21 protein-coding genes are annotated in these 19,446 nt (G+C 48.3%); 6 read left to right on the top strand and 15 right to left on the bottom strand.

The window, feature by feature from the left end:
* Genes sufC through CWI73_RS07250 form a run of 6 tightly spaced genes read left to right on the top strand, consistent with a single transcriptional unit; the run spans position 1 to position 4,574 of the window.
* Positions 1-753 (top strand): Fe-S cluster assembly ATPase SufC, encoded by a 753-nt coding sequence (gene sufC, locus CWI73_RS07275; RefSeq protein WP_126752169.1) that lies wholly within the window; start codon positions 1-3, stop codon positions 751-753.
* Positions 750-2,000, top strand: coding sequence for a Fe-S cluster assembly protein SufD (gene sufD, locus CWI73_RS07270; protein WP_126752168.1), 1,251 nt, complete (start codon positions 750-752; stop codon positions 1,998-2,000). Before sufC ends, sufD begins: the two co-directional genes overlap by 4 nt.
* Positions 1,997-3,214, top strand: a complete 1,218-nt coding sequence (locus CWI73_RS07265) for an aminotransferase class V-fold PLP-dependent enzyme (protein WP_126752167.1) — start codon at positions 1,997-1,999, stop codon at positions 3,212-3,214. The genes sufD and CWI73_RS07265 overlap by 4 nt, the downstream gene beginning before the upstream one ends.
* A 15-nt stretch (positions 3,215-3,229) precedes the next feature.
* A complete protein-coding gene (locus CWI73_RS07260; protein WP_126752166.1) occupies positions 3,230-3,586 on the top strand; it encodes a HesB/IscA family protein in 357 nt (118 codons plus the stop codon).
* Positions 3,587-3,606: 20 nt separating this feature from the next.
* Positions 3,607-4,140 carry a putative Fe-S cluster assembly protein SufT gene (gene sufT / locus CWI73_RS07255; RefSeq protein ID WP_053954265.1) on the top strand — a complete coding sequence of 178 codons (534 nt, stop codon included), beginning with the start codon at positions 3,607-3,609 and terminating at the stop codon, positions 4,138-4,140.
* Positions 4,141-4,160: 20 nt separating this feature from the next.
* On the top strand, positions 4,161-4,574 hold the full coding sequence (locus CWI73_RS07250; RefSeq protein WP_058576546.1) for a SufE family protein: 414 nt from the start codon (positions 4,161-4,163) through the stop codon (positions 4,572-4,574).
* On the opposite strand, the gene CWI73_RS07245 is transcribed toward CWI73_RS07250, so the two are convergent.
* The 15 genes from CWI73_RS07245 to CWI73_RS07175 form a co-directional block, all read right to left on the bottom strand.
* The gene (locus CWI73_RS07245) at positions 4,571-5,770 is read right to left on the bottom strand and encodes an EAL and HDOD domain-containing protein (protein WP_126752165.1); all 1,200 of its coding nucleotides are present in this window, start codon (positions 5,768-5,770) and stop codon (positions 4,571-4,573) included. The two genes, CWI73_RS07250 and CWI73_RS07245, sit on opposite strands and share 4 nt — an antisense overlap.
* 84 nt (positions 5,771-5,854) lie before the next feature.
* Positions 5,855-6,376, bottom strand: coding sequence for a cytochrome b/b6 domain-containing protein (locus CWI73_RS07240; RefSeq protein WP_241968866.1), 522 nt, complete (start codon positions 6,374-6,376; stop codon positions 5,855-5,857).
* A 4-nt stretch (positions 6,377-6,380) separates the two neighbouring features.
* The gene (locus CWI73_RS07235) at positions 6,381-6,668 is read right to left on the bottom strand and encodes a PepSY domain-containing protein (RefSeq protein ID WP_380298932.1); all 288 of its coding nucleotides are present in this window, start codon (positions 6,666-6,668) and stop codon (positions 6,381-6,383) included.
* A gap of 6 nt (positions 6,669-6,674) precedes the next feature.
* Entirely contained in the window at positions 6,675-8,816 is a 2,142-nt protein-coding gene (locus CWI73_RS07230; RefSeq protein WP_126752163.1) for a prolyl oligopeptidase family serine peptidase, read from the bottom strand.
* A gap of 11 nt (positions 8,817-8,827) precedes the next feature.
* Positions 8,828-9,265, bottom strand: a complete 438-nt coding sequence (locus CWI73_RS07225) for an excinuclease ABC subunit A (RefSeq protein WP_126752162.1) — start codon at positions 9,263-9,265, stop codon at positions 8,828-8,830.
* Between the two features lie 10 nt (positions 9,266-9,275).
* The gene (locus CWI73_RS07220; RefSeq protein WP_126752161.1) at positions 9,276-10,517 is read right to left on the bottom strand and encodes a beta-ketoacyl-ACP synthase; all 1,242 of its coding nucleotides are present in this window, start codon (positions 10,515-10,517) and stop codon (positions 9,276-9,278) included.
* Positions 10,517-11,281: a 3-oxoacyl-ACP reductase FabG gene (gene fabG, locus CWI73_RS07215; RefSeq protein ID WP_241968865.1), complete on the bottom strand. Its 765-nt coding sequence runs from the start codon at positions 11,279-11,281 to the stop codon at positions 10,517-10,519. The genes CWI73_RS07220 and fabG overlap by 1 nt, the downstream gene beginning before the upstream one ends.
* On the bottom strand, positions 11,271-11,729 hold the full coding sequence (locus CWI73_RS07210; protein WP_126752160.1) for a hotdog family protein: 459 nt from the start codon (positions 11,727-11,729) through the stop codon (positions 11,271-11,273). Before CWI73_RS07210 ends, fabG begins: the two co-directional genes overlap by 11 nt.
* Positions 11,726-12,925, bottom strand: coding sequence for a beta-ketoacyl-[acyl-carrier-protein] synthase family protein (locus CWI73_RS07205; RefSeq protein ID WP_241968864.1), 1,200 nt, complete (start codon positions 12,923-12,925; stop codon positions 11,726-11,728). Before CWI73_RS07205 ends, CWI73_RS07210 begins: the two co-directional genes overlap by 4 nt.
* Positions 12,912-13,499, bottom strand: coding sequence for a DUF3261 domain-containing protein (locus CWI73_RS07200; protein ID WP_241968863.1), 588 nt, complete (start codon positions 13,497-13,499; stop codon positions 12,912-12,914). The genes CWI73_RS07205 and CWI73_RS07200 overlap by 14 nt, the downstream gene beginning before the upstream one ends.
* Positions 13,496-14,731 carry an NAD(P)/FAD-dependent oxidoreductase gene (locus CWI73_RS07195; RefSeq protein WP_126752159.1) on the bottom strand — a complete coding sequence of 412 codons (1,236 nt, stop codon included), beginning with the start codon at positions 14,729-14,731 and terminating at the stop codon, positions 13,496-13,498. Before CWI73_RS07195 ends, CWI73_RS07200 begins: the two co-directional genes overlap by 4 nt.
* Positions 14,728-16,962 (bottom strand): MMPL family transporter, encoded by a 2,235-nt coding sequence (locus CWI73_RS07190; protein WP_126752158.1) that lies wholly within the window; start codon positions 16,960-16,962, stop codon positions 14,728-14,730. Before CWI73_RS07190 ends, CWI73_RS07195 begins: the two co-directional genes overlap by 4 nt.
* A complete protein-coding gene (locus CWI73_RS07185; RefSeq protein WP_126752157.1) occupies positions 16,959-17,495 on the bottom strand; it encodes a LolA family protein in 537 nt (178 codons plus the stop codon). The genes CWI73_RS07190 and CWI73_RS07185 overlap by 4 nt, the downstream gene beginning before the upstream one ends.
* Positions 17,492-17,902 carry an acyl-CoA thioesterase gene (locus tag CWI73_RS07180; RefSeq protein WP_126752156.1) on the bottom strand — a complete coding sequence of 137 codons (411 nt, stop codon included), beginning with the start codon at positions 17,900-17,902 and terminating at the stop codon, positions 17,492-17,494. The genes CWI73_RS07185 and CWI73_RS07180 overlap by 4 nt, the downstream gene beginning before the upstream one ends.
* On the bottom strand, positions 17,899-19,446 hold the full coding sequence (locus CWI73_RS07175; RefSeq protein ID WP_126752155.1) for an HAL/PAL/TAL family ammonia-lyase: 1,548 nt from the start codon (positions 19,444-19,446) through the stop codon (positions 17,899-17,901). The genes CWI73_RS07180 and CWI73_RS07175 overlap by 4 nt, the downstream gene beginning before the upstream one ends.

Raw genomic sequence — 19,446 nt, 5'->3', positions numbered from 1 at the left:
ATGCTATCAATTAAAGATTTACACGCTCGCGTGGAAGAAACAACGATTCTTAAAGGCCTTGATTTAGATATTAAGCCGGGTGAAGTGCATGCCATTATGGGCCCCAACGGCGCCGGTAAAAGTACTTTAGGTTATGTGCTTTCTGGCCGTGAAGGTTATGAAGTAGAAAGCGGCAGTGTCAGCCTTGAAGGCAAAGACTTACTGGACATGGAAGTGGAAGAGCGCGCTCAAGCGGGTTTATTTCTGGCATTCCAGTACCCGGTCGAAATTCCGGGCGTCAGTAACATGGAATTCATGAAAGAGTCGGTCAATGCGATGCGCGAAGCTCGCGGTGAAGACGCACTAAGCTCTGCAGAATTCCTGAAAAAGGCAAAAGAAGCCTGCAAGCAGGTTGAGCTTCCTCTCGACTTCTTAAAACGTGGCGTTAACGAAGGTTTCTCAGGCGGTGAAAAGAAACGTAATGAAATCATGCAAATGATTATGCTTGAGCCTAAGCTGGCTATTCTCGATGAGTCAGATTCTGGCTTGGACGTTGATGCGCTTCAGGTTGTTGCGAAAGGCGTTAACAGTCAACGCGACGGCAAACGCAGCTTTATCGTTGTGACTCACTATCAGCGCTTGCTGGACTATATTGAGCCGGACTATGTTCACATTCTGTCAAACGGCAAAATCGTGAAAAGTGGCGGCCCTGAGTTGGCTAAAGAAGTTGAGAAGTCGGGCTACGCTTGGCTTAAGGAAGGAGAAGTCGCATGAGTCAATGGCTAGCACAAGTTATTGAGCGTGCCGGCAATGTTGACGACTGGTTAGCGTCTGCGCGCTCGAAAGCGTTAGCAGAGCTGAAAGAAAAAGAGTGGCCAGGACGTCGCACAGAAGCTTGGCGCTACACGTCTTTGCACAAAGTCGCAGACTTAAACCTTGCAACGACAAGCGAAGCAACAACGGCCGAAGCGCCTCAGGTTGAGGGCTTAAACAGCATTGATTTGGTGTTTGTTGACGGTCGCCTGACGAGCGACATGACCAACTTGGTATTACCTGATGGCGTCACCATTGCCTCTTTGGACACGAAAAACGACGCGGCAGAAAATCTGTTCGGACAAGTTAAGCCTCAGCATCATTTATTTGGTTTGGTGAACGATGTACTCGCTCAGCACGGTGTGGTCATTGATATTGCGCCAAACGCGAACGTTGAGCAGCCAATACGCATTGTTAACTTTGCCAGCGATGGCGTTGAGTCGCATCAGCGCTCATTGGTTCGTGTCGGTGAAGGCGCCAAAGCCGTTATTATTGAGCACGGTGCGGGTAATGGGCATAGCCTGAATACCGCCTTCGCAGAGTACGACATTGCCGACAAAGCAGCTTTAGAACATTACCGGTTAGCGCTGCACGAAGGCGAAGCTATTCACGTTGGTGGTAGCCATTTCCGCTTACACAACGAGTCGAAGCTTAACAGCACTTTAGTTGGGTACGGCTCTCAGCTAACACGTCTGGATGTCGATATTGAACACGCAGGCGAGCACGCCTTTGCGAAGTTCAACAACATTTATTTGTTGGCACCGAAAGAACATTTCGACTTACACAGCACCATAGAACATGCGCAACCTAACGGTACCACCGAGGAAAATGCACGCGGTATTATTGGCGACAAGGCAAAAGCGGTATTTAACGGCCGTATTCACATACATCGCCATGCTCAGAAAACCTTAGCTGAGCTGAACAACCGCAACCTGCTACTGACTCGTGGCGCACAAATTAATACCAAGCCTGAGCTGGAAATTTATGCGGACGATGTTCAGTGTGCTCACGGTGCTACCGTCGCAGAAATTGACGAAGAAGCTCTTTATTACATGCTGACTCGCGGTATCGACAAGCAGCAGGCATTGGTTATGCTTAACTTCGGCTTTGTACAGGAGCTGCTTTTCCAAATGCCAAATCGCGCATTAGCAAACTGGCTTCAGCCAATACTTAAGCAACGCTTCGAGCGTATGATGGAGCAGCAATGAGCCTAAATGTTGCAGACATTCGCAAGCAGTTTCCAATTCTGTCACGCGAGGTTAATGGTCACCCGTTAGTGTATTTAGACAATGCCGCTACGACTCAAAAGCCGCAAGCGGTGATTGATGCTCTGGTGGACTATTACACGCAGTGCAACTCTAACGTGCATCGCGGTGCTCATTACCTGTCAGACGAAGCAACACGCCGTTACGAAGCTGCACGCCAAACGGTCGCAAAGTACATTAATGCGAACCGTAACGAAGAAGTGATTTGGACCAGCGGTACAACTGAAGGCATTAACTTAGTCGCTAACGGTGTTGCACAACGACTAAAAGCCGGTGACGAAGTCATGGTCACCGAAATGGAGCACCATGCTGATTTGGTCACTTGGCAACAGGCGTGTAAACGCTCTGGCGCTACCCTAAAAGTGGTGCCCATTCATGACAATGGCGAGCTTAACGTTGACGCCTTTCATGAGTTATTGAGTGACAACACCGCGTTTGTTGCTATGCCGCATGTGTCCAACGCTCTAGGTACTGTAAACCCAATTAAAGAACTGACTGCCGCGGCTAAAAGCAAAGGCGCCTTAGTCTTAATTGATGGCGCTCAAGGCGTTGCTCACGGTGCTATAGACGTTCAGGACATTGGCTGTGACTTTTACGCGTTTTCTGGCCACAAGGTATTTGGCCCAACCGGCATTGGCGTCCTTTGGGGTCGGTTCGATGTTTTGAATGACTGGCCAGTGTGGCTAGTTGGCGGCGAAATGATTGCTACCGTTAGCTATCAGGATGCAACCTGGGGCGAGCTTCCTAACCGTTTAGAAGCAGGCACGCCGAACATAGCAGGCGTTATTGGCCTGGCCGCAGCACTTGACTGGATTCAGCAGTACGACGCGGAAGAAATACGCGCTCACGAACAAGCGTTACTGGCACGAGCGACCGAATTAGCTAAGCAAACTGAAGGCTTGAGAATTATTGGTGACGCCCCTAATAAAATTGGCGTACTCAGCTTTGTTTTGGAAGGCGCACATCCGGCTGACATCGGCTTCCTGTTAGATAAACAGGGAATCGCAATTCGTACTGGCGACCACTGTGCGCAACCATTGATGAAACGCCTGAATGTGCCGGGAACCGCACGTGCGTCATTTACCATCTACAATACATTAGACGAGGTTGATCAGCTCTTTGCGGGCATCAACAAAGCTCGTATGATGCTAGCCTAACGGCAGGAGGACACAATGTCTGTAGAAACTTTTAGCCCTTCGTCATCACTTATTTCCATGACGGACAGTGCCATTAAGTATTTTGAGTCGCGACTGAAAAACGAGTCGGGTAACTTGATACGCTTATCAACAAAGCAAAGTGGCTGCACCGGCTATGCGTATGTTCTGGACTCCGTCGACGCTATTCAGGAAGGTGATGAAGTCGTAGAAATTAACGACAACATTAAGGTTGCTATAGCCCCGAATGCGCTGGAATTAGTGCGTAATACAGAAATCGATTACGTTAAAGAAGGCATTAACGGTATTGTGAAGTTTAACAACCCTAATGTTGTTAACGAATGTGGTTGCGGCGAAAGCTTCAGCGTTAGCTAAACGGGAAAGATAACGACATCATGCAACAGAAAATGGTGAATACCTTACGCGAAGTGAAAGCGCGTAAGGTGCCATCGGGCGAACCTAAAATCATTCCCAAAGGGGAGTTTGTGAATATTACCCAGGACCTGGGCGGTAATTACACCGTCACTTGGCAGGGTAATATGCTGCGCATTGACGGTACCGATGGCGATGCCATTGGTCGCAAGCCGGAGAAACTCGACTTTCCCGCGCCCGAAGACGGCCAAATATCCGAACAACAAGTTTGGGATGCACTGGAAACCATCTACGACCCGGAAATTCCCATTAACTTAGTGTCTCTGGGGCTTATTTATAAAGTCGATATAGACCAAGACAGTTCGCGGGTTAATATTGATATGACGCTCACCGCGCCGGGTTGCGGCATGGGACCAGTACTGGTCGGTGACGTTGAGTATCGTGTCTCACTGGTGCCGAATGTTGACAAGGTCAATGTAAACCTAGTGTTCGATCCTCCTTGGTCGCGCGATATGATGAGCGAAGAAGCGCAGCTTGAAGCTGGTGTGTTTTTCTAAACAGGAATACCGAATTAGCCATGAACTTACCTACAACTGACGAAATTCTTGATGATTTAGAATTCCTGGACGACTGGGAACAGCGCTACCAATATATTATTGATCTTGGCAAGGCACTACCAGGCTTGCCGGAAGAGCAGCATAAAGAAGAGTATCTGGTACGCGGCTGTCAGAGTAATGTTTGGCTTATTAGTGAAGAGAAAGGCGGGAAGTTGCTGTTTCACGTCGACAGTGATGCGGTCATTGTGCAGGGGCTGCTAACACTAGTTATGGCGGCTTACCATGACAAAACGGCTGAACAGATTTTGGCGTTTGATATTGACCAGTACTTTAACCAGCTTGACCTGGAAAACCACATTACCCCAACTCGTGGGAATGGATTAAGAGCTATTGTTGGAAAAATCCAGCAGTTGGCCAAAAACGCCAGCGCTTAAATGGTATTAAATAACTCTTGTACGTTATTGGATACCAAACGGTAGGTTGATAACAGGCGTGGCTGAAGGGTTTCCAGCCGCAGCTTCATTTGAATCAGGCGTTCCAGTTTCAACGCAATACTCAAACACTGACCCATAGGCCCTTTTAAGTTATTCACTGCTGCTTGTGTTTCAGGTGACAGAGGCAACTTTTCAAAAAACGCCTTTTTATCCACCCCCAACATAATATCAATACCTGATAGCAACCCCACGAAATAGCATTGATCAGGATCTAAGTCTTTATTTCTCTGCCCTTTAGCCAGTTCGTAGCACATTTGTGCTCTTACCAACACCATACGTGACGCTTCCTGACTACTGGCAGCAACGGAGCCTATAAGCGCTATCCAGCCCCGCAATTTCTCAATACCCAATCGCATGATCACATCTTTGACCCGAGTAATTGGGCTCGCCGTTGGATACAGAGGGCTATTCACAATTTTAAGAAGGCTGACGGACAACTTTGGATCTTCTGATATCACTCGCGACAATTCAGTCAAATCCGGCTCTTTTTCAAAGCATAAAGACAGCACTTTTGCGAGCTGCAGGGAAGACGGCTCTAGGCGAGTACCATAGATGACTTCCGGCTTAGCGAAGTAGTAGCCCTGAAACAAGTCAAAACCCAGTTCTTCGTAAGCGTTTTTGGTCGCTTCGTCTTCCACTCGCTCTGCTAACCACTTGCCTTTGAAGGTAGTGGTTTCCTGTTTAAAGGCTCGAACCTGGTCAATAGTGACAGTAGACACATCCACCTTTATGTAAGACGCGTACTTTAGTAACGGCTCCCAGGCAGGGTCAAACTCGAAGTCATCGAGTGCAAAGCGAAAGCCCTTCTCATGCCAGCGTGCTACTGCATTCACAACAGCTCGCGTTGGCTTTATGGTCTCTAAAAGCTCAATAACGACCTTATCTGGCTCTATAGGCAGGAAGCTCTGTGATAATAGAAAGTCACTTGATACGTTTATAAAGGCCGTTGCGTCGTACTGAGTGGTTTGCTCAGTAATACCCGCACATAAGTTAAACACGACTTCACTGGTCGCTGCGGTGTCACCCACAGTTTCAGCCGATAAATTAATGGCGCTTCGGTACAGTAGCTCTACTGCGTAAAACCGATTCTTTTTGTCGTAAATGGGCTGGGCAGCCAATAAAGGGGAGGATTCCAAATCTGTCTACTTTTTAAACACTGATTATTATCTGAATTCTACGGTAGTTTTTAATAAAAGAAAAGATGAACGGTTGTTATAAATTTAAGATTTACGACGCCCTGTAATCATGGGCTTTATAAGCTCAATGCGGCCCCACCAACCTGTCAAAAACACGGCTGCAACATGAATAATAGCACCTATAAATAAGCTATGGGCAATGTATTCGTGAATGTTCTCGACAAGCGTACTGCCAAAAAAGGCGTCGGTTTCTTCAAGTAGAAAACCGGTAACCCCCTGCGTTAAAAATAACAGCCAGAACAACAATATCAGTATGCCGCCGATGGCGTTATGACCTGACTCTTTAGGAATCTTGCGACTTTTTAATTCACGCAGATGTTTAGATATTCGGCTGGGGGTAGGAAAAAAGTCATTCAATCTTGCTCGCTGAGGGCCAACGAAGCTCCATACAACACGAGCAAATACTAAAGCCCAAACACTATAACCAATCCACTGATGGACCGTTTCACCTGGCTCTAATACAAAATAATTTAGCGTAAAGCCAATAACAATAAGCCAGTGGTAAATGCGAATAAACTTATCCCAAATAACCACTGGCTTACCCATTAGCTTACTCTTTCTCTTGTTTTACGACACTGCCATCGACTGGGTTGAAGTAAATTTCTACTTTCTCACCTGTCTGATTTTTGCCGTAAATTTCATAGCAGTTACCCGGGGTGACTTTAAACTCATTAATGTCATACCCCTGCTCTTTTAAACCAGCCTGGAACTGCTCTTGATCCATCCATTCTGATTGCGGAGCGGTCGTACAACGAGTTTCCGTCTCTTCCGCACTACAAGCGGCTAACAGTGCCGCTGCACCTGCCATAGCGGTTAATTTTAATGCGTTCATATCCATCTCCTATCATTCGTTAGGAAGTGACTCGAAGCCCATGTGATAGAGCGTAAAGCCGAAAATATCCGAATACTGCTCAATCGTTTTTGAAACTGGTGTTCCTGCACCGTGACCCGCATTGGTCTCAATGCGAATTAACTGCGGATTATCACCACCTGCTTTATCCTGCAGCTCTGCTGCGAACTTAAAGGAATGAGCAGGCACTACACGGTCATCATGATCACCCGTAGTAATCAGCGTTGCCGGATACTCAACACCTTGTTCTACGTTATGCACTGGCGAGTAGTTCAGCAAGTATTCAAACATTTCTTTACTGTTTTCTGCTGTACCATAGTCATACGCCCAACCAGCACCAGCAGTGAATGTGTGATAGCGCAGCATGTCCAAAACACCAACCGCTGGTAACGCAACCGCAAACAGCTCGGGACGTTGTGTCATTACCGCACCAACCAGCAAGCCGCCGTTTGAGCCACCACGAACTGCCAAGCGCTCAGACGAAGTATAGTCAGCTTCTATCAGATATTCCGCTGCCGCAATAAAGTCATCGAACACATTTTGCTTTTGCATCTTAGTGCCGGCTTTATGCCACTCTTTACCGTACTCACCACCGCCACGTAAGTTGGCAACCGCATAAACACCACCCATTTCCAGCCAGGCAGCATTAGCAATGCTGAAACTTGGTGTCAGACTAATATTGAAGCCACCGTAGCCGTATAGAATAGTTGGGTTCGTACCGTCTAGCTCAACACCTTTTTTATGAGTGATGATCATAGGAACTTCAGTGCCGTCTTTAGACGTATAGAACACCTGCTTACTCACATACTCGTTAGGGTCAAAGTCCGCGCCCGATTCTTCGTACACGGTCGACTCTCCCGTTTCAGGGTTCATTTCGTATATGGTGCTTGGCGTGCTGTAGTTAGTGAAGCTGTAATACACTTTTTCTGCGTCTTTCTTTTCACTAAAGCCACTCGCACTGCCTACTCCCGGCAAGGCGATGTCACGCACTTTCTTACCGTCGTAGTCGTATTGCTCGACTTTTGATACCGCATCAACCATATACTCTGCAAAGATATAACCTGCACCTGTTGATGGGTTTAGCACATGCTCGCTGTGTGCAATAAAGTCCTGCCAGTTGTCAGGTGTTGGGTTGCTTGCATCCACGGTAACAACACGACCGTTAGGCGCATCCATATTCGTTTCTAAATAAAGAGTGCTACCGCGAGTTGTTAGAACCGAGGTATCGTAGTCCATGTTACCGTCAACCAAGACCAGTTCAGAGTCCGGCTGAGTCAAATCTTTAATGTACAGCTTGTTACCAGACGTCGAATTAGCAGCCGAAACCACCAGGAAACGATCGTCTTCGGTCACATAACCTCCAACATAGCGATGCTTCTCAGCTTCCGTACCACCGAAAATTAGGTCGTCTTCAGACTGAGGCGTACCAATCTCATGGTAATACAACTTGTGCTGGTCCGTTTTTGCGGACAACTCACTGCCTTCAGGCTTGTCATAGCTTGAGTAATAGAAGCCCTCGTTGCCCTTCCACGAAATACCGCTGAACTTCACGTCTACTAACGGTTCTTCATGCTGGTCGCCAGTTTCTGCGTCAATCACAATAATTTTACGCCAGTCACTACCGCCTTCAGAAATAGAATAAGCGGCAATAGAGCCGTCTTCACTGAACGTTAGCTGAGCCAGCGACGTTGTGCCATCTTCACTGAACTTGTTCGGGTCTAAAAAGACCTCGGCTTCAGCATCTTCACTTTTCTTACGATAAACAACGTACTGGTTTTGCAAACCGTCGTTCTTGTAGAAATAGATGTAGTCGCCCTCAAAACGAGGCGCGCTGACTTTTTCATAATTCCACAGTTCCGTTAAGCGCTCTTCAATTTTTTCGCGGAATGGAATTTTCTCCAAATGGCTAAAAGTCACTTCATTTTGCGCTTTTACCCAGGCTTCCGTTTCTTCGCTACGGTCGTCTTCTAACCAGCGATACGGGTCTGCGACTTCAGTGCCAAAGTAGGTGTCTACGACATCGCCTTTACGCGTTTCCGGATACTGCATCTGATTATTCACTTCTTCATCATTGCTTGGTGACTGTGAGCAGGCTGTCAGCAAACTTACTGCAACCGCTCCTAGTAAGTATTTCATTGTTGTTATCCTTATTTGAACTTAACGACTTCACCTTTTAGCGCAACGCCGGCCATTAAGAAGCCTGCGCCACATTGAAACTCTTCGGCACTCGCAAACTCATTATGGTTGTAGTTCGACTTAATGTTAATCACCGCGTCGTAACCATTTTCACGAGCGTTTTCCTGTAATACTTTTAGTGCCGACAGCAGTACCCATTCACAGGCTTCTCGGTCAGATTTACCAAAGGCATTGGTTTTACGACTTGTGCTAATAACGCCCATGGATTGAGCCACTTCCGGGTGCGATTGCCCCGCAAAATAGAAAGGCACATCATGTAGAGCTTCTTTTGCCTTAGCAGTCTCTACTGCTGGCTTAATTTCCAAAGTAACCACATCATCCCTGGCTTCAGCTGAGAACGACAGTAACGCAGCAGCAAGCAAAGCACTAGCAACAAGTAAGTTTTTCATGAGTATTTCCTTATTTATTAGAGTTATTCCAACGTTTAAAGATCAGTGATGTATTAATACCACCGAAAGCAAAATTGTTTGTCATGACATAATCAGTATCGAGCTTACGTCCCTTGCCGACAATATAGTCCAGCTTTCCGCATTCTTCATCCACATCACTTAGGTTAACGGTAGGTGCAAACCATTGGTCTTTCATCATTTCTAGCGATGCCCAGGCTTCGATAGTGCCGCAAGCACCTAATGTATGTCCTAAGTAACTTTTTAATGAACTGATTGGCACCGCCCGGTTAAAAACAGATGCGGTCGCATTCGACTCAGCAACGTCGCCACGATCAGTTGCTGTTCCGTGCGCATTTACGTATCCGATAGCGTCTGGGCTTAGCTGCGCTTGCTCCAACGCTAGCTTCATGGCTACAGCCATTGTTTCAGCCGTCGGCTGAGTCACGTGGGCGCCATCTGAGTTGGTTCCAAAACCCACTAGCTCAGCATAAATGGGCGCGCCTCTCTCAAGCGCATGGTCTAATTCTTCCAGTATGAAAGTACCCGCGCCTTCGCCTATTACCAGGCCATCACGGTTTTTGTCGAACGGGCGCGGTGTCGCTTCGGGTTCGTCATTACGAGTACTAGTCGCGTATAAAGTATCAAACACCACAGCTTCGGATGGACACAGGGCTTCAGCACCACCAGCAATCATCACTTTCTGATGACCATAGCGAATGGCTTCATAAGCATAACCCAGACCTTGTGATGCGGAAGTACAGGCCGAGCTGGTGGTGTGAACTCGCCCTTTGACACCATAAAAAACACCTAAATTCACAGCCGTAGTGTGGCCCATGCTTTTTATGTAGGTTGTAGCATTCAAGCCGGTCATATCGCCTGTGGATAGCATATTTCCGAAGATTTTCATCTGCTCGGTATCGCCCGTTGAAGAGCCATAAGCAACCCCGCAGCGCCCGTCGGTAATACAGTCATCATTCAGTAGCCTGGCATCTTCTAACGCCATTTCTGTCGCGCGGGTAGCCATCAAACTAACTGTGCTCATTGAGCGCACAGCTTTGCGCGAATAATGTTTCGGTTTTTTAAAAGGCGGTTGAATAGGCGCAGCTAAGCGCGTATTTAAGCCTTCAAAACGCTCCCATTCCGGCATAGTGACAACCGCATTTTTACCCGCCTCTAACTGCCGACGAAAATCCTGCCAGTTATCACCAAAGGCAGTTACGCAGCCCATCCCTGTTACGACAACCCGTTTCATTACACTAACCCACCATTCACTGAGAAAACTTGGCGCGTGATATAAGCCGCAGACGGCTGGAATAAATAACCGACTAAACCGGCAACTTCCTCAGGCTTACCCGCTCGACGTAGCGGAATCATCGACATGATTTGTTTCTCGTGTTCCAGCTCTTCTGTCATATCAGTTTCAATGAGCCCCGGCGCCACACAGTTAACGGTGATTTTCCGCTTTGCCAGCTCCAATGCCAACGCTTTTGTCGCCGCAATAACACCGCCCTTCGAGGCACTATAATTCACTTGCCCGCGGTTACCGGCAATCCCGGAAACTGATGCGATTGTCACAACGCGACCGCCCTGACGCTTTTGAATCATTGGCATAATGAGCGGATGCAATACATTGTAAAAACCGCCTAAGTTCGTTTCCAACACACTGTCCCAGTCATCTTCTGTTAACGAAGGGAAGGCACCATCACGAGTTACGCCCGCGTTACACACTGCGCCGTAATAGGCACCGTGTTGTTCAATGTCTGATTCTATAGCCTCTCTGGCGGCGGTTCTGTCACTAACATCAAAAACCAAAAGTGATGCTTGTTGTCCCAGCGCTTTTATCTCAGCCACGACCTTTTCCGCGGATGCGCGATCGGAGCGACAGTGCACAGCAACATCATAGCCATCCTCGGCAAGCTGCAATGCAATAGCGCGCCCAATCCCTTTACCTGAGCCTGTCACTAAAACGCGATGACTATTATCGCTAGCCTCTTTTGTCGTCATCTTAGTCGCCATAATTTTCCTCTATAAATGCTTTTTCATCGGGTGGCTGATACACATTGAGCCTCGCTTTGGCTACTACAGCCTCTTGCTGAGAAATACTGCACTCAAAAACACTCAAACCCGATTCCTCGGCATGAATTTCTTCAACATCTACGTCATAACTTTGCCCGACGTCGAAACACTCGATATCACAGGTATATTTTCGAGTCCCTAATAAAAAGCCTAACTTGATGTCATCACCTGAGCTTTTGCGTCGATTACCCGCAACAGCAGCAATACTCTGCGCCATAAGCTCAATACCAACATGTGCTGGCAGACCTTTTAATACATCATTGTAAAACAAGTTATCTTCTGTGACTGTCAGCCGACAACGTCCTTTTGTGTCATCCACCGATATCAACTCATCTATGAGCTTCATCGGTGGCTGGTGCTTAATTAGTTCATTGAGTGTATAAGTCACAGTTCACCCTTACTAAATACAAGCGAAACATTATTACCACCAAACGCAAACGAGTTGCTCAGGCAATGATTAACCGGTTTAGCAAGCGGCTCACCTTGATACAGGTTAAGCCGCTTGATGTCAGGATCCTGCTGACCGTCCCAGGCATGTTTGGGCAATCCATTTTGTCGCTGCAGCGCCAGCCAGCACATCACTGCTTCTATTGCACCAGCAGCGCCCAACGTATGCCCTGTTAACGCTTTGGTTGAACTGGCCGGGATATGCTGCAAGCCGAGTTCAGTGACCGCATGCGCTTCCATTTTGTCGTTAAGCGGCGTGGCTGTACCGTGCAAGTTGATATAGCTAAGGTCTGCGGTTTCAATACCCGCCTCATACAACGCGCCACGCATGGCGGCGACCGCACCTCGTCCTTCCGGATGAGGCGCTGACATATGATGCGCATCAGAGGTCGATTGAGCGCCCGTTAAACACACCAAGTCATCCTGTAGACCATCTTCTGTCCGTGTGGCTATAAACAACCCTGCCGCCTCGCCAATGGTAATACCGCTGCGATTAATGCTGAATGGGTTACAGCGCTCAGCCGCCATTGATTCCAACGCTTTAAAACCGTTCAATGTCAGGTTACACAAAGAGTCGACACCACCGACAACAACAGCGTCAGCAAACCCAGATGCCAATAATGAGCGTGCACTCATAAAGGCTCTTGCGCTCGATGAGCAAGCTGTCGAGATACCGTAGGCCGGTCCTTCAATGTCCATCATCTCGGCCAGACACTCAGCCGGAGCCACCATTTCCTGCATTTTATAATTAAATGTGTCAGGCAGCTCGCCATGTTGCTCATGGTGAGCCAGCGCCTCTTCTCCTGACGCAATACCGGAGGTACTGGTACCTAAAACCACAGCAACTCGATGCGCTCCAACCTGTTCAATGACAGTCCGTAATGGCACCTCAATTTGCTTTAAAGCGCAGAGCAGCAGTTGGTTATTTCGGGTTCGCATAGTTGCGGGGAGCTCATTCAACGCTGGCAACTTATTATCCGCCACTTTGCCATGGTAATAGCTACTGCCGTCATTAAGCGTGTCGTTTGCCAACGACAGTCCTGTATTGTCACCCGCAAGTGCGGCAGCCCAAATGTCATAGCAAGATGCGCCAGCGGCGCAAACGGCACCGGGCTTACTGAGGCTAATTTTCATCATTATCTAACACTTCGTACTGTAATGTATTAACCGTCAACTCATAGCCCCGTTGCTTATTTTTTATTGTGCCGCTGGTGTTCATTGTGGCCCCCGAGGACCAAACCAGCTCACCGTCATCTCTTAAGTTTCTGCGACCATTCTCTCGTTGCAGCTCGCCAGACGATATGTGGACATTTACTGTTTCTAACGGCCATAACGCAAGCTGTAAATCGGCCCAAACCTGTAATGCTAACTTGGGGTCATCAAGAAAGTCGGAACCTTTAAAACTCTGTCCGGAAGCAGTGAGCTCTGAGCGAAACAGCTCATTCCCCAGCGGCGACAACGCCACAAGTAACAAGCGCTCATTTTCTAGCAAAACAGAAACCACGAACTCTCGACTTTTCGTCTGATCCGCTTTTTGTGACCAACGCACTTCCTGCCACATCTGCAATGGCTCACCCGGCCACTGCCACTGTAAACTGTAATAACCTGTGCCCACCGGTACCTGCAAACGGTCTTTACTGCCAAGAGCCGTGCAGCCCGCGACAGCGAAAAGCATTAAGGTTAGCGTTACGCATCGAAAAACGCCGATCACGCGCACAACTCCGCTAATACGTTTAAGCGACGTTCGCTTTCCTTAACGTATGGGTTCTTCTCGTCCCAGGCATAGCCGGCTAATATAGAGCTCATCATTTCTTTCACTTGTTGTTGCTGTTCCGGGTAAAAAATTACCTTTTGGAAACGCGTATCATACCATCCTTCCACAAAGGTTCTGAACGTTGAAATACCAACCCGCAACGGCTTACTGAAATCGTTTTCCCAGTCTTGCTTTTGCCCTTCTAACTCTTTTAACACGAGCGGTACAGCTAACGATGATGACTTCATTGCTATTGTCACACCCGACGAAAAGACCGGGTCCAGAAACTCGCCGGCATTGCCTAAAAGCGCAAAGCGGTCTCCGTAAAGGCGACTCACACTAGCCGAATAACCGGTGATGCATTGTTCAGGGCGGGTTACTTCATAATTTCCCAGCACTTCAAGCAAGTAAGGCTCTTCTTTGATCTTACTCCAGAGTTTATCGGACGGGCTGTCATGTCCCGCGAATAGCTGCTCTTCGCCGACCACACCAATACTTGCTGTACCATCGGCGAAAGGAATCAGCCAATACCAAATTTCCGGATTGGTCGGGTGAACCGTAATGAGAATTTGGTTACGGTCAAAGCGGCCCCCTTTTAAATCAGACTTTACGTGACAAAACACCGCTTGGCGCACAGGAAAGTCTGACGGAGACTCCAACGACAATAACCTTGGCAGAACCCTACCAAAGCCGCTGGCATCAAGCACATAAGCCGCTTTTATATCAAAGCTCTCATGCTCCGTTGTGACGCTGAGAGACACAAAGTCAGGCGACGAAAAGTCGATATCGGTTAGCGTCACACCATGTTCAACCTGCGCACCTTTATCTGCTGCGCCTTGAATCAGCAACTGGTCAAAACGTTCGCGTTTAACTTGAAACGTAGTGCCTGGTCCCTCACTAAACTTCTTTCGAAAGTCGAAGTTCACATGCTGCCCCTGACAGTAAAAAGCCGCGCCATTTTTAAACTGAAAGCCGAGCTCATCAGCGTTTTCTGTCACCAGGCTTTCCAACCCGGCTTGCTGTAAATAGGCCATACACTGTGGCAGTAAACTTTCACCAATAGAAAAGCGAGGGAACTGCTGACGCTCAATCACCAGTACCTTTTTTCCGGCATCAGCCAGCATGGCGGCGGCAGTCGCCCCAGACGGACCAGCGCCAATAATAGCAACGTCGTAGATTTGATTCTTCATTGTACTTCGTCCTTTTTAATGTCTTTTGTTGGGGCTGCTGTTATCAACGGGCAAAAAAGCACACTTACCAATACGCCTACCATGACCACTTGCCCAAAGGCTGCTATTGCCGGTGTTGAACTGAACGTCAGCGCGCCAAAAGCCACTAACGTGGTTAAAGCCGATAAGTAAATAGCCTGTAGTGCGTGTGAGCGTTGCAGTCGACTAGCGCAAAACACGCCATAGTCAATGCTCAGAACCAGCACAAACATGGCACCTATCCAGTGGAACAGGTTCAACGGCTGGCTTAATTGCGCAATAAGTAATGCCGTAGACACCGATAGCAAAATAACACTGAATACCTGCCAGGAAGCTTTCGCTTTTTCTTTTAGTGCCGCTCCCCGATTCAGGAATATAAACAGTACAAAGAAGCTTAAAGCCAACAGCACACCCAACCAAACCTGCATAGACTGCCGGTATTCGCCCAACGCACTGGATGCATGCTCTATTGGGTCGAAAACTTGCGCCCACGGTTTGTCACCAAAACTCGCAGCGGCCTGCCCCTGTTTTAGGCGCACAACACTTAGCCAAAGGTCTTTAAAAGGATACAGAAACTGGTGTTCAAGCGGATGAGCGGCTTCTACAGCATTAAGTTTGGGCGCTGATATCCCCAACCACTGCAAAAAAGCAACGCCTTCACTGGATTCAAATAGCTGACGTTGCAGTTCGATGGCATCTTGCTGCTGGGAGATTGGCGGATAATAGCTGCTAATACCAATGGCGTGATAGCTCTCGTCGACAAGACTGGTTCTTTCAATCACCTGCTGGCGAGTATCGCCGGCAACAAGAATAACTTCGGGACTGAAATAAAACGACGTATGCTCTCGCAAATAGTTTTCTTCTTCTAACAGCGGTTTGGGGGAGCTGGCTAGCAAGCGGACGCTGTCATTAGATGCATGAGCGGCTATCAGAATGACCACCGTGATCACCGGCAGCACCGTTAGCCAACGACTCGGTAGTTGTCGTTGTAATCGACAATACCCTGCTTCGGCTTTTTCACAAAACCGCTGCCATTTCGCTTGCGGTTGCTTAGGTTTAGGCAGCCAAGGCAAAGTAAGAGTCACCAACAAAACCGCGCTGAATAATGCCGCCGCCATAAACACACCCAGCTGTTGTAACAGAGGAAGCGGAACCGCTAACAACAGAGCATAGCCGGCTATCGTTGTTAAACCACCCAACCAAAGTGCAGGGGTCAATGCTTTCCAGGCTGACGCTCCGTGACTGCGCGCAATAAACCCATGGATAACATAATCAATACACAGGCCGATGAAGCTGGTTGCAAATACCAACATCAGCACATGCGGTGAAGACGACCAAAACAGCGTTGCCAGTAGCCCAAACGCCGACGCAACAGCCAGTAAACTTAATGTATAAAACAGCTGGAAGGGGGAGCGAAACACCCAAATTAAAACGCTTAGAACCAATAATAAAGACAGCCCACCAAACCAAGTCATTTCCTGTTTGGCTTGCTTAGCGCCAGCATCCGCATGAAAAATTAAGCCGCTTCTATAACTGCTTATGTCAGCATCGGTTTGCTTTACCGCTCTGATAAAGCCATGAAGCTGAGCAACCACTTGTTGTGTCTGGTTAATGCTCAATGCGTCACCCGCAATTTGCAGTGGCACCAGTACTTGCACCGTTTCTCCGTCAGTGCGGCTATAAAGACCGTTATGGTTTTTATAGCCCGGCATTAAATCCGGTAAGCTCTTAAGATAGCGCTGCGTCAGCAATAAAGGATCTTGAGTCACTGGAACCAATACGGGTTCAGGACTTTGCAACAGGCTTTGAGCATCGCTAATAAGCCCATTGAACTGCCCCGCACGTAACCGCTCAGTATCTTGTTTCGTGGCCAAACGCCCCGCATGCTCACGGTAAAATGATAAAAACGCTTTGGTGTCTGTCAGTTCAGCTCGTTTTAACGTCGGTTCACGCTGTAGCAATACAGCAACTTCCGACTCCACTATCGTGCGTAGTTCGCCAGCGCTATGTCCGCTTTGCTCGAAAGCAATCAGTAATTGCTGTGTATTGGGCTGCTGGCTCTCAAGATAAGCGCGCTGGGTTTCTGACACTTGATTGGGTAACGCATCCGCTAAGCTGCTTTGCCAACTGGCTTTGGGTAACTGCTGGCTTAAGCCCGCCACCAATAGACCCAGAAGTATCAATAGGAAGACAACGCGACTCACCCGTGTCACTGCGGCGCCTCGGCAAAGTTTATTTCGGTTCTATTGCCGTTCGTTTCGTGCAGTTCGACACGCTCGACACGCGCATCGCCACAACTGAGGATACGTTGCATGACACCAGCCAGTGTGTCGGAATTTGGCACCATCTGTACGCAGTTTTTTTGTAAGCTCAAACTAAACTGCTCTTGCAGAACTCGTTCGTCCTGTTTCAGAATCGCCAGCAGCAACTCAGCGATGGTTTCACTGCCCGTTGCTGACGTTTGCTGTGAATCTTTAAAAATGCCCTGCTCAGTTATTTTTAATGATTGCTTCTGTGGCTTCTGCGTTTCCCACAAAATGGCATCTTCAGTAATGGTCATTTCGCCAGAGCTCACTAGCGCTCTTGGTAAGCCCGACAAATACTTACGCTGCTCAAATATGACCTTCAGCGGCAATGGCTGAGCTTGCTCTGATAGCTTTTTTAGTGCCTGCTCAGATGTTTCTGTATCAGCTTTCACACCTGCAGTTAGCATGAATGCCAGAATTAATACGAATAAACGCATCATGAGCGTGAGACCCCCAGCTTTTCAAATACGATGTCCGGCGACTCAAACAGCATTTCTTTTGTGTTTTTGCAGACAGCCACTTGCACACTGGTCGCTTTGGTCAATAACTCATCCGTTTCAACACAGCGAATTTCGTAATTCATCTTCAGCCGGTGCTCCCACTCGGCGAGTGTTGCCGTCACGCGAATATCCTGACCGTAAGTGGCCGAGGCTACATACTTCAAACGTAAGTCGACTATCGGCCACAGGTGCCCGTTCGCTTCCATCGTCGGATAATCGTAGTCGAAAGTTCTCAGCAACTCGCTACGCGCCATTTCAATGTATTTAATGTAATGACCGTGCCAAACCACCTGCATGGCGTCGACATCAAAAAATGGCACATTAATGATTAAACTGGCTTGCTTCATGCGGACTCCCCATACAGATTCCATGGTTTGCTGCGAATTTTATCTAACCAGCCTCTGAGTTCGTGTTCCAGCGGTCTGTCTTCTACCAGCAGTTCGAATTCAGCGGCTAGCGACGCTCGCATTTCCGCCAACTCGGCCCCGGTTTCACGCAGCTTCCCAGCCATACGTTCGCGCAGAACACTGCCCTGGTAGGACGCTAACAAGGTGGCCACTGTCACTTGCTCCGTGAGCTCTAGTACCCGCATACAATCGCGAGCGGCAATGGTTCCCATACTGACTTTATCCTGGTTATGGCATTCAGTAGAGCGTGAAAAAACACTCGCTGGCATAGTCAGTTTCAATGCTTCTGCAGTCCAGGCAGAACAACCAATTTGCACCGCTTTAAAGCCATGGTTAATCGCTTTTCGCTCACCTTCAGCCGCCGATAAATTCGATGGCAAGTCATGATTCATTTTCGTATCAAGCAACAACGCCATTTGCCGGTCATGCAAATCGGCGAGGTTCGCTATAGCGGCCTTCATCGAGTCCATGACCATAGCAATGTGGCCGCCGTAGAAGTGGCCTCCATGCAAAACATGCTCGCCAATACCATCAATAATCGGGTTGTCGTTAGCACTGTTCAGCTCGTTTTCAATGGTGTCTTTGAACCACGGTAAAGCGTCTTTCAACACACCAATAATGTGCGGCGCACAACGAATGGAGTAGCGATCCTGCAACCGGGAAGAATTACGCGGATGCTCATGATGATTCAAGTCGTCACGTATCCACTTGGCGACTTGTTGCTGGCCTTTATGCGGTTTAACGGCAAACAGCAGTTCATCAAAATGGTTTGAATTACCGTCTAATGCAATGCTGGCTAACGCAGTAATACGGCTGGACAGGCGGGTTAAATAGTCGGCACGATCCCAGGCCAGACAAGCCAGTGCGGTCATCACCGCCGTGCCATTCATTATCGCTAAACCTTCTTTAGGGCGCAGCGTGTGAAGTTCGACACCCAGAGCCTTGAAAGCTTCCGCGCTTGTCATAACTTCACCGTTAAAGCGAACATCCCGCTCGCCAATTAAAGCGCCAGCAATATAAGACAGCGGTGTTAAGTCACCACTGGCGCCAACACTGCCCTCTTTCGGAATTAGTGGCAGCATATTTTCATTCAGCATCAGTACCAAACGTTCTAACAGCGGCCAACTCACCCCTGAGTAACCCTGAGTCAACGATGCCAGGCGCACCGCCAAAATAGCGCGCGTTTCCTGCTCATTAAAGTAGTCGCCCAACCCACAGCCATGGAAGCGTGTTAAATGAATGGGCAGCTCTGACACCAGGTTGTCAGGCACAGAAACGGTACAACTGTCACCATAGCCCGTGGTCACGCCGTAAATCATGCCATCCTGCTCTAACAGGTCATCGAGGAAACGAACACCAGCGTCAATTCGGGCAACAAATTCCGGCGCTTTACTCAAGGTTGCTCTCACCTCTTTGTTAGCAAGTGCTACAACGTCTTTTATGGTGACCGGCTGTTCGCCAAAACAAACGTTTGATGTCGTCAT

It is taken from the genome of Idiomarina piscisalsi (genome assembly GCF_003987095.1).
GTDB lineage: Bacteria > Pseudomonadota > Gammaproteobacteria > Enterobacterales > Alteromonadaceae > Idiomarina > Idiomarina piscisalsi.
Note: the sequence above shows the minus strand (reverse complement) of the source record. Positions and strands in the feature narration are given on the sequence as shown.

What these genes read in the sequence shown, in the direction of transcription:
- sufC (WP_126752169.1), top strand. Translation starts at nt 1, where the DNA reads ATGCTATCAATTAAAGATTTACACGCTCGCGTGGAAGAAACAACGATT.
- sufD (WP_126752168.1), top strand. Translation starts at nt 750, where the DNA reads ATGAGTCAATGGCTAGCACAAGTTATTGAGCGTGCCGGCAATGTTGAC.
- CWI73_RS07265 (WP_126752167.1), top strand. Translation starts at nt 1,997, where the DNA reads ATGAGCCTAAATGTTGCAGACATTCGCAAGCAGTTTCCAATTCTGTCA.
- CWI73_RS07260 (WP_126752166.1), top strand. Translation starts at nt 3,230, where the DNA reads ATGTCTGTAGAAACTTTTAGCCCTTCGTCATCACTTATTTCCATGACG.
- sufT (WP_053954265.1), top strand. Translation starts at nt 3,607, where the DNA reads ATGCAACAGAAAATGGTGAATACCTTACGCGAAGTGAAAGCGCGTAAG.
- CWI73_RS07250 (WP_058576546.1), top strand. Translation starts at nt 4,161, where the DNA reads ATGAACTTACCTACAACTGACGAAATTCTTGATGATTTAGAATTCCTG.
- CWI73_RS07240 (WP_241968866.1), bottom strand. Translation starts at nt 6,376, where the DNA reads ATGGGTAAGCCAGTGGTTATTTGGGATAAGTTTATTCGCATTTACCAC.
- CWI73_RS07235 (WP_380298932.1), bottom strand. Translation starts at nt 6,668, where the DNA reads ATGGATATGAACGCATTAAAATTAACCGCTATGGCAGGTGCAGCGGCA.
- CWI73_RS07230 (WP_126752163.1), bottom strand. Translation starts at nt 8,816, where the DNA reads ATGAAATACTTACTAGGAGCGGTTGCAGTAAGTTTGCTGACAGCCTGC.
- CWI73_RS07225 (WP_126752162.1), bottom strand. Translation starts at nt 9,265, where the DNA reads ATGAAAAACTTACTTGTTGCTAGTGCTTTGCTTGCTGCTGCGTTACTG.
- CWI73_RS07220 (WP_126752161.1), bottom strand. Translation starts at nt 10,517, where the DNA reads ATGAAACGGGTTGTCGTAACAGGGATGGGCTGCGTAACTGCCTTTGGT.
- fabG (WP_241968865.1), bottom strand. Translation starts at nt 11,281, where the DNA reads ATGGCGACTAAGATGACGACAAAAGAGGCTAGCGATAATAGTCATCGC.
- CWI73_RS07205 (WP_241968864.1), bottom strand. Translation starts at nt 12,925, where the DNA reads ATGATGAAAATTAGCCTCAGTAAGCCCGGTGCCGTTTGCGCCGCTGGC.
- CWI73_RS07195 (WP_126752159.1), bottom strand. Translation starts at nt 14,731, where the DNA reads ATGAAGAATCAAATCTACGACGTTGCTATTATTGGCGCTGGTCCGTCT.
- CWI73_RS07185 (WP_126752157.1), bottom strand. Translation starts at nt 17,495, where the DNA reads ATGATGCGTTTATTCGTATTAATTCTGGCATTCATGCTAACTGCAGGT.
- CWI73_RS07180 (WP_126752156.1), bottom strand. Translation starts at nt 17,902, where the DNA reads ATGAAGCAAGCCAGTTTAATCATTAATGTGCCATTTTTTGATGTCGAC.
- CWI73_RS07175 (WP_126752155.1), bottom strand. Translation starts at nt 19,446, where the DNA reads ATGACGACATCAAACGTTTGTTTTGGCGAACAGCCGGTCACCATAAAA.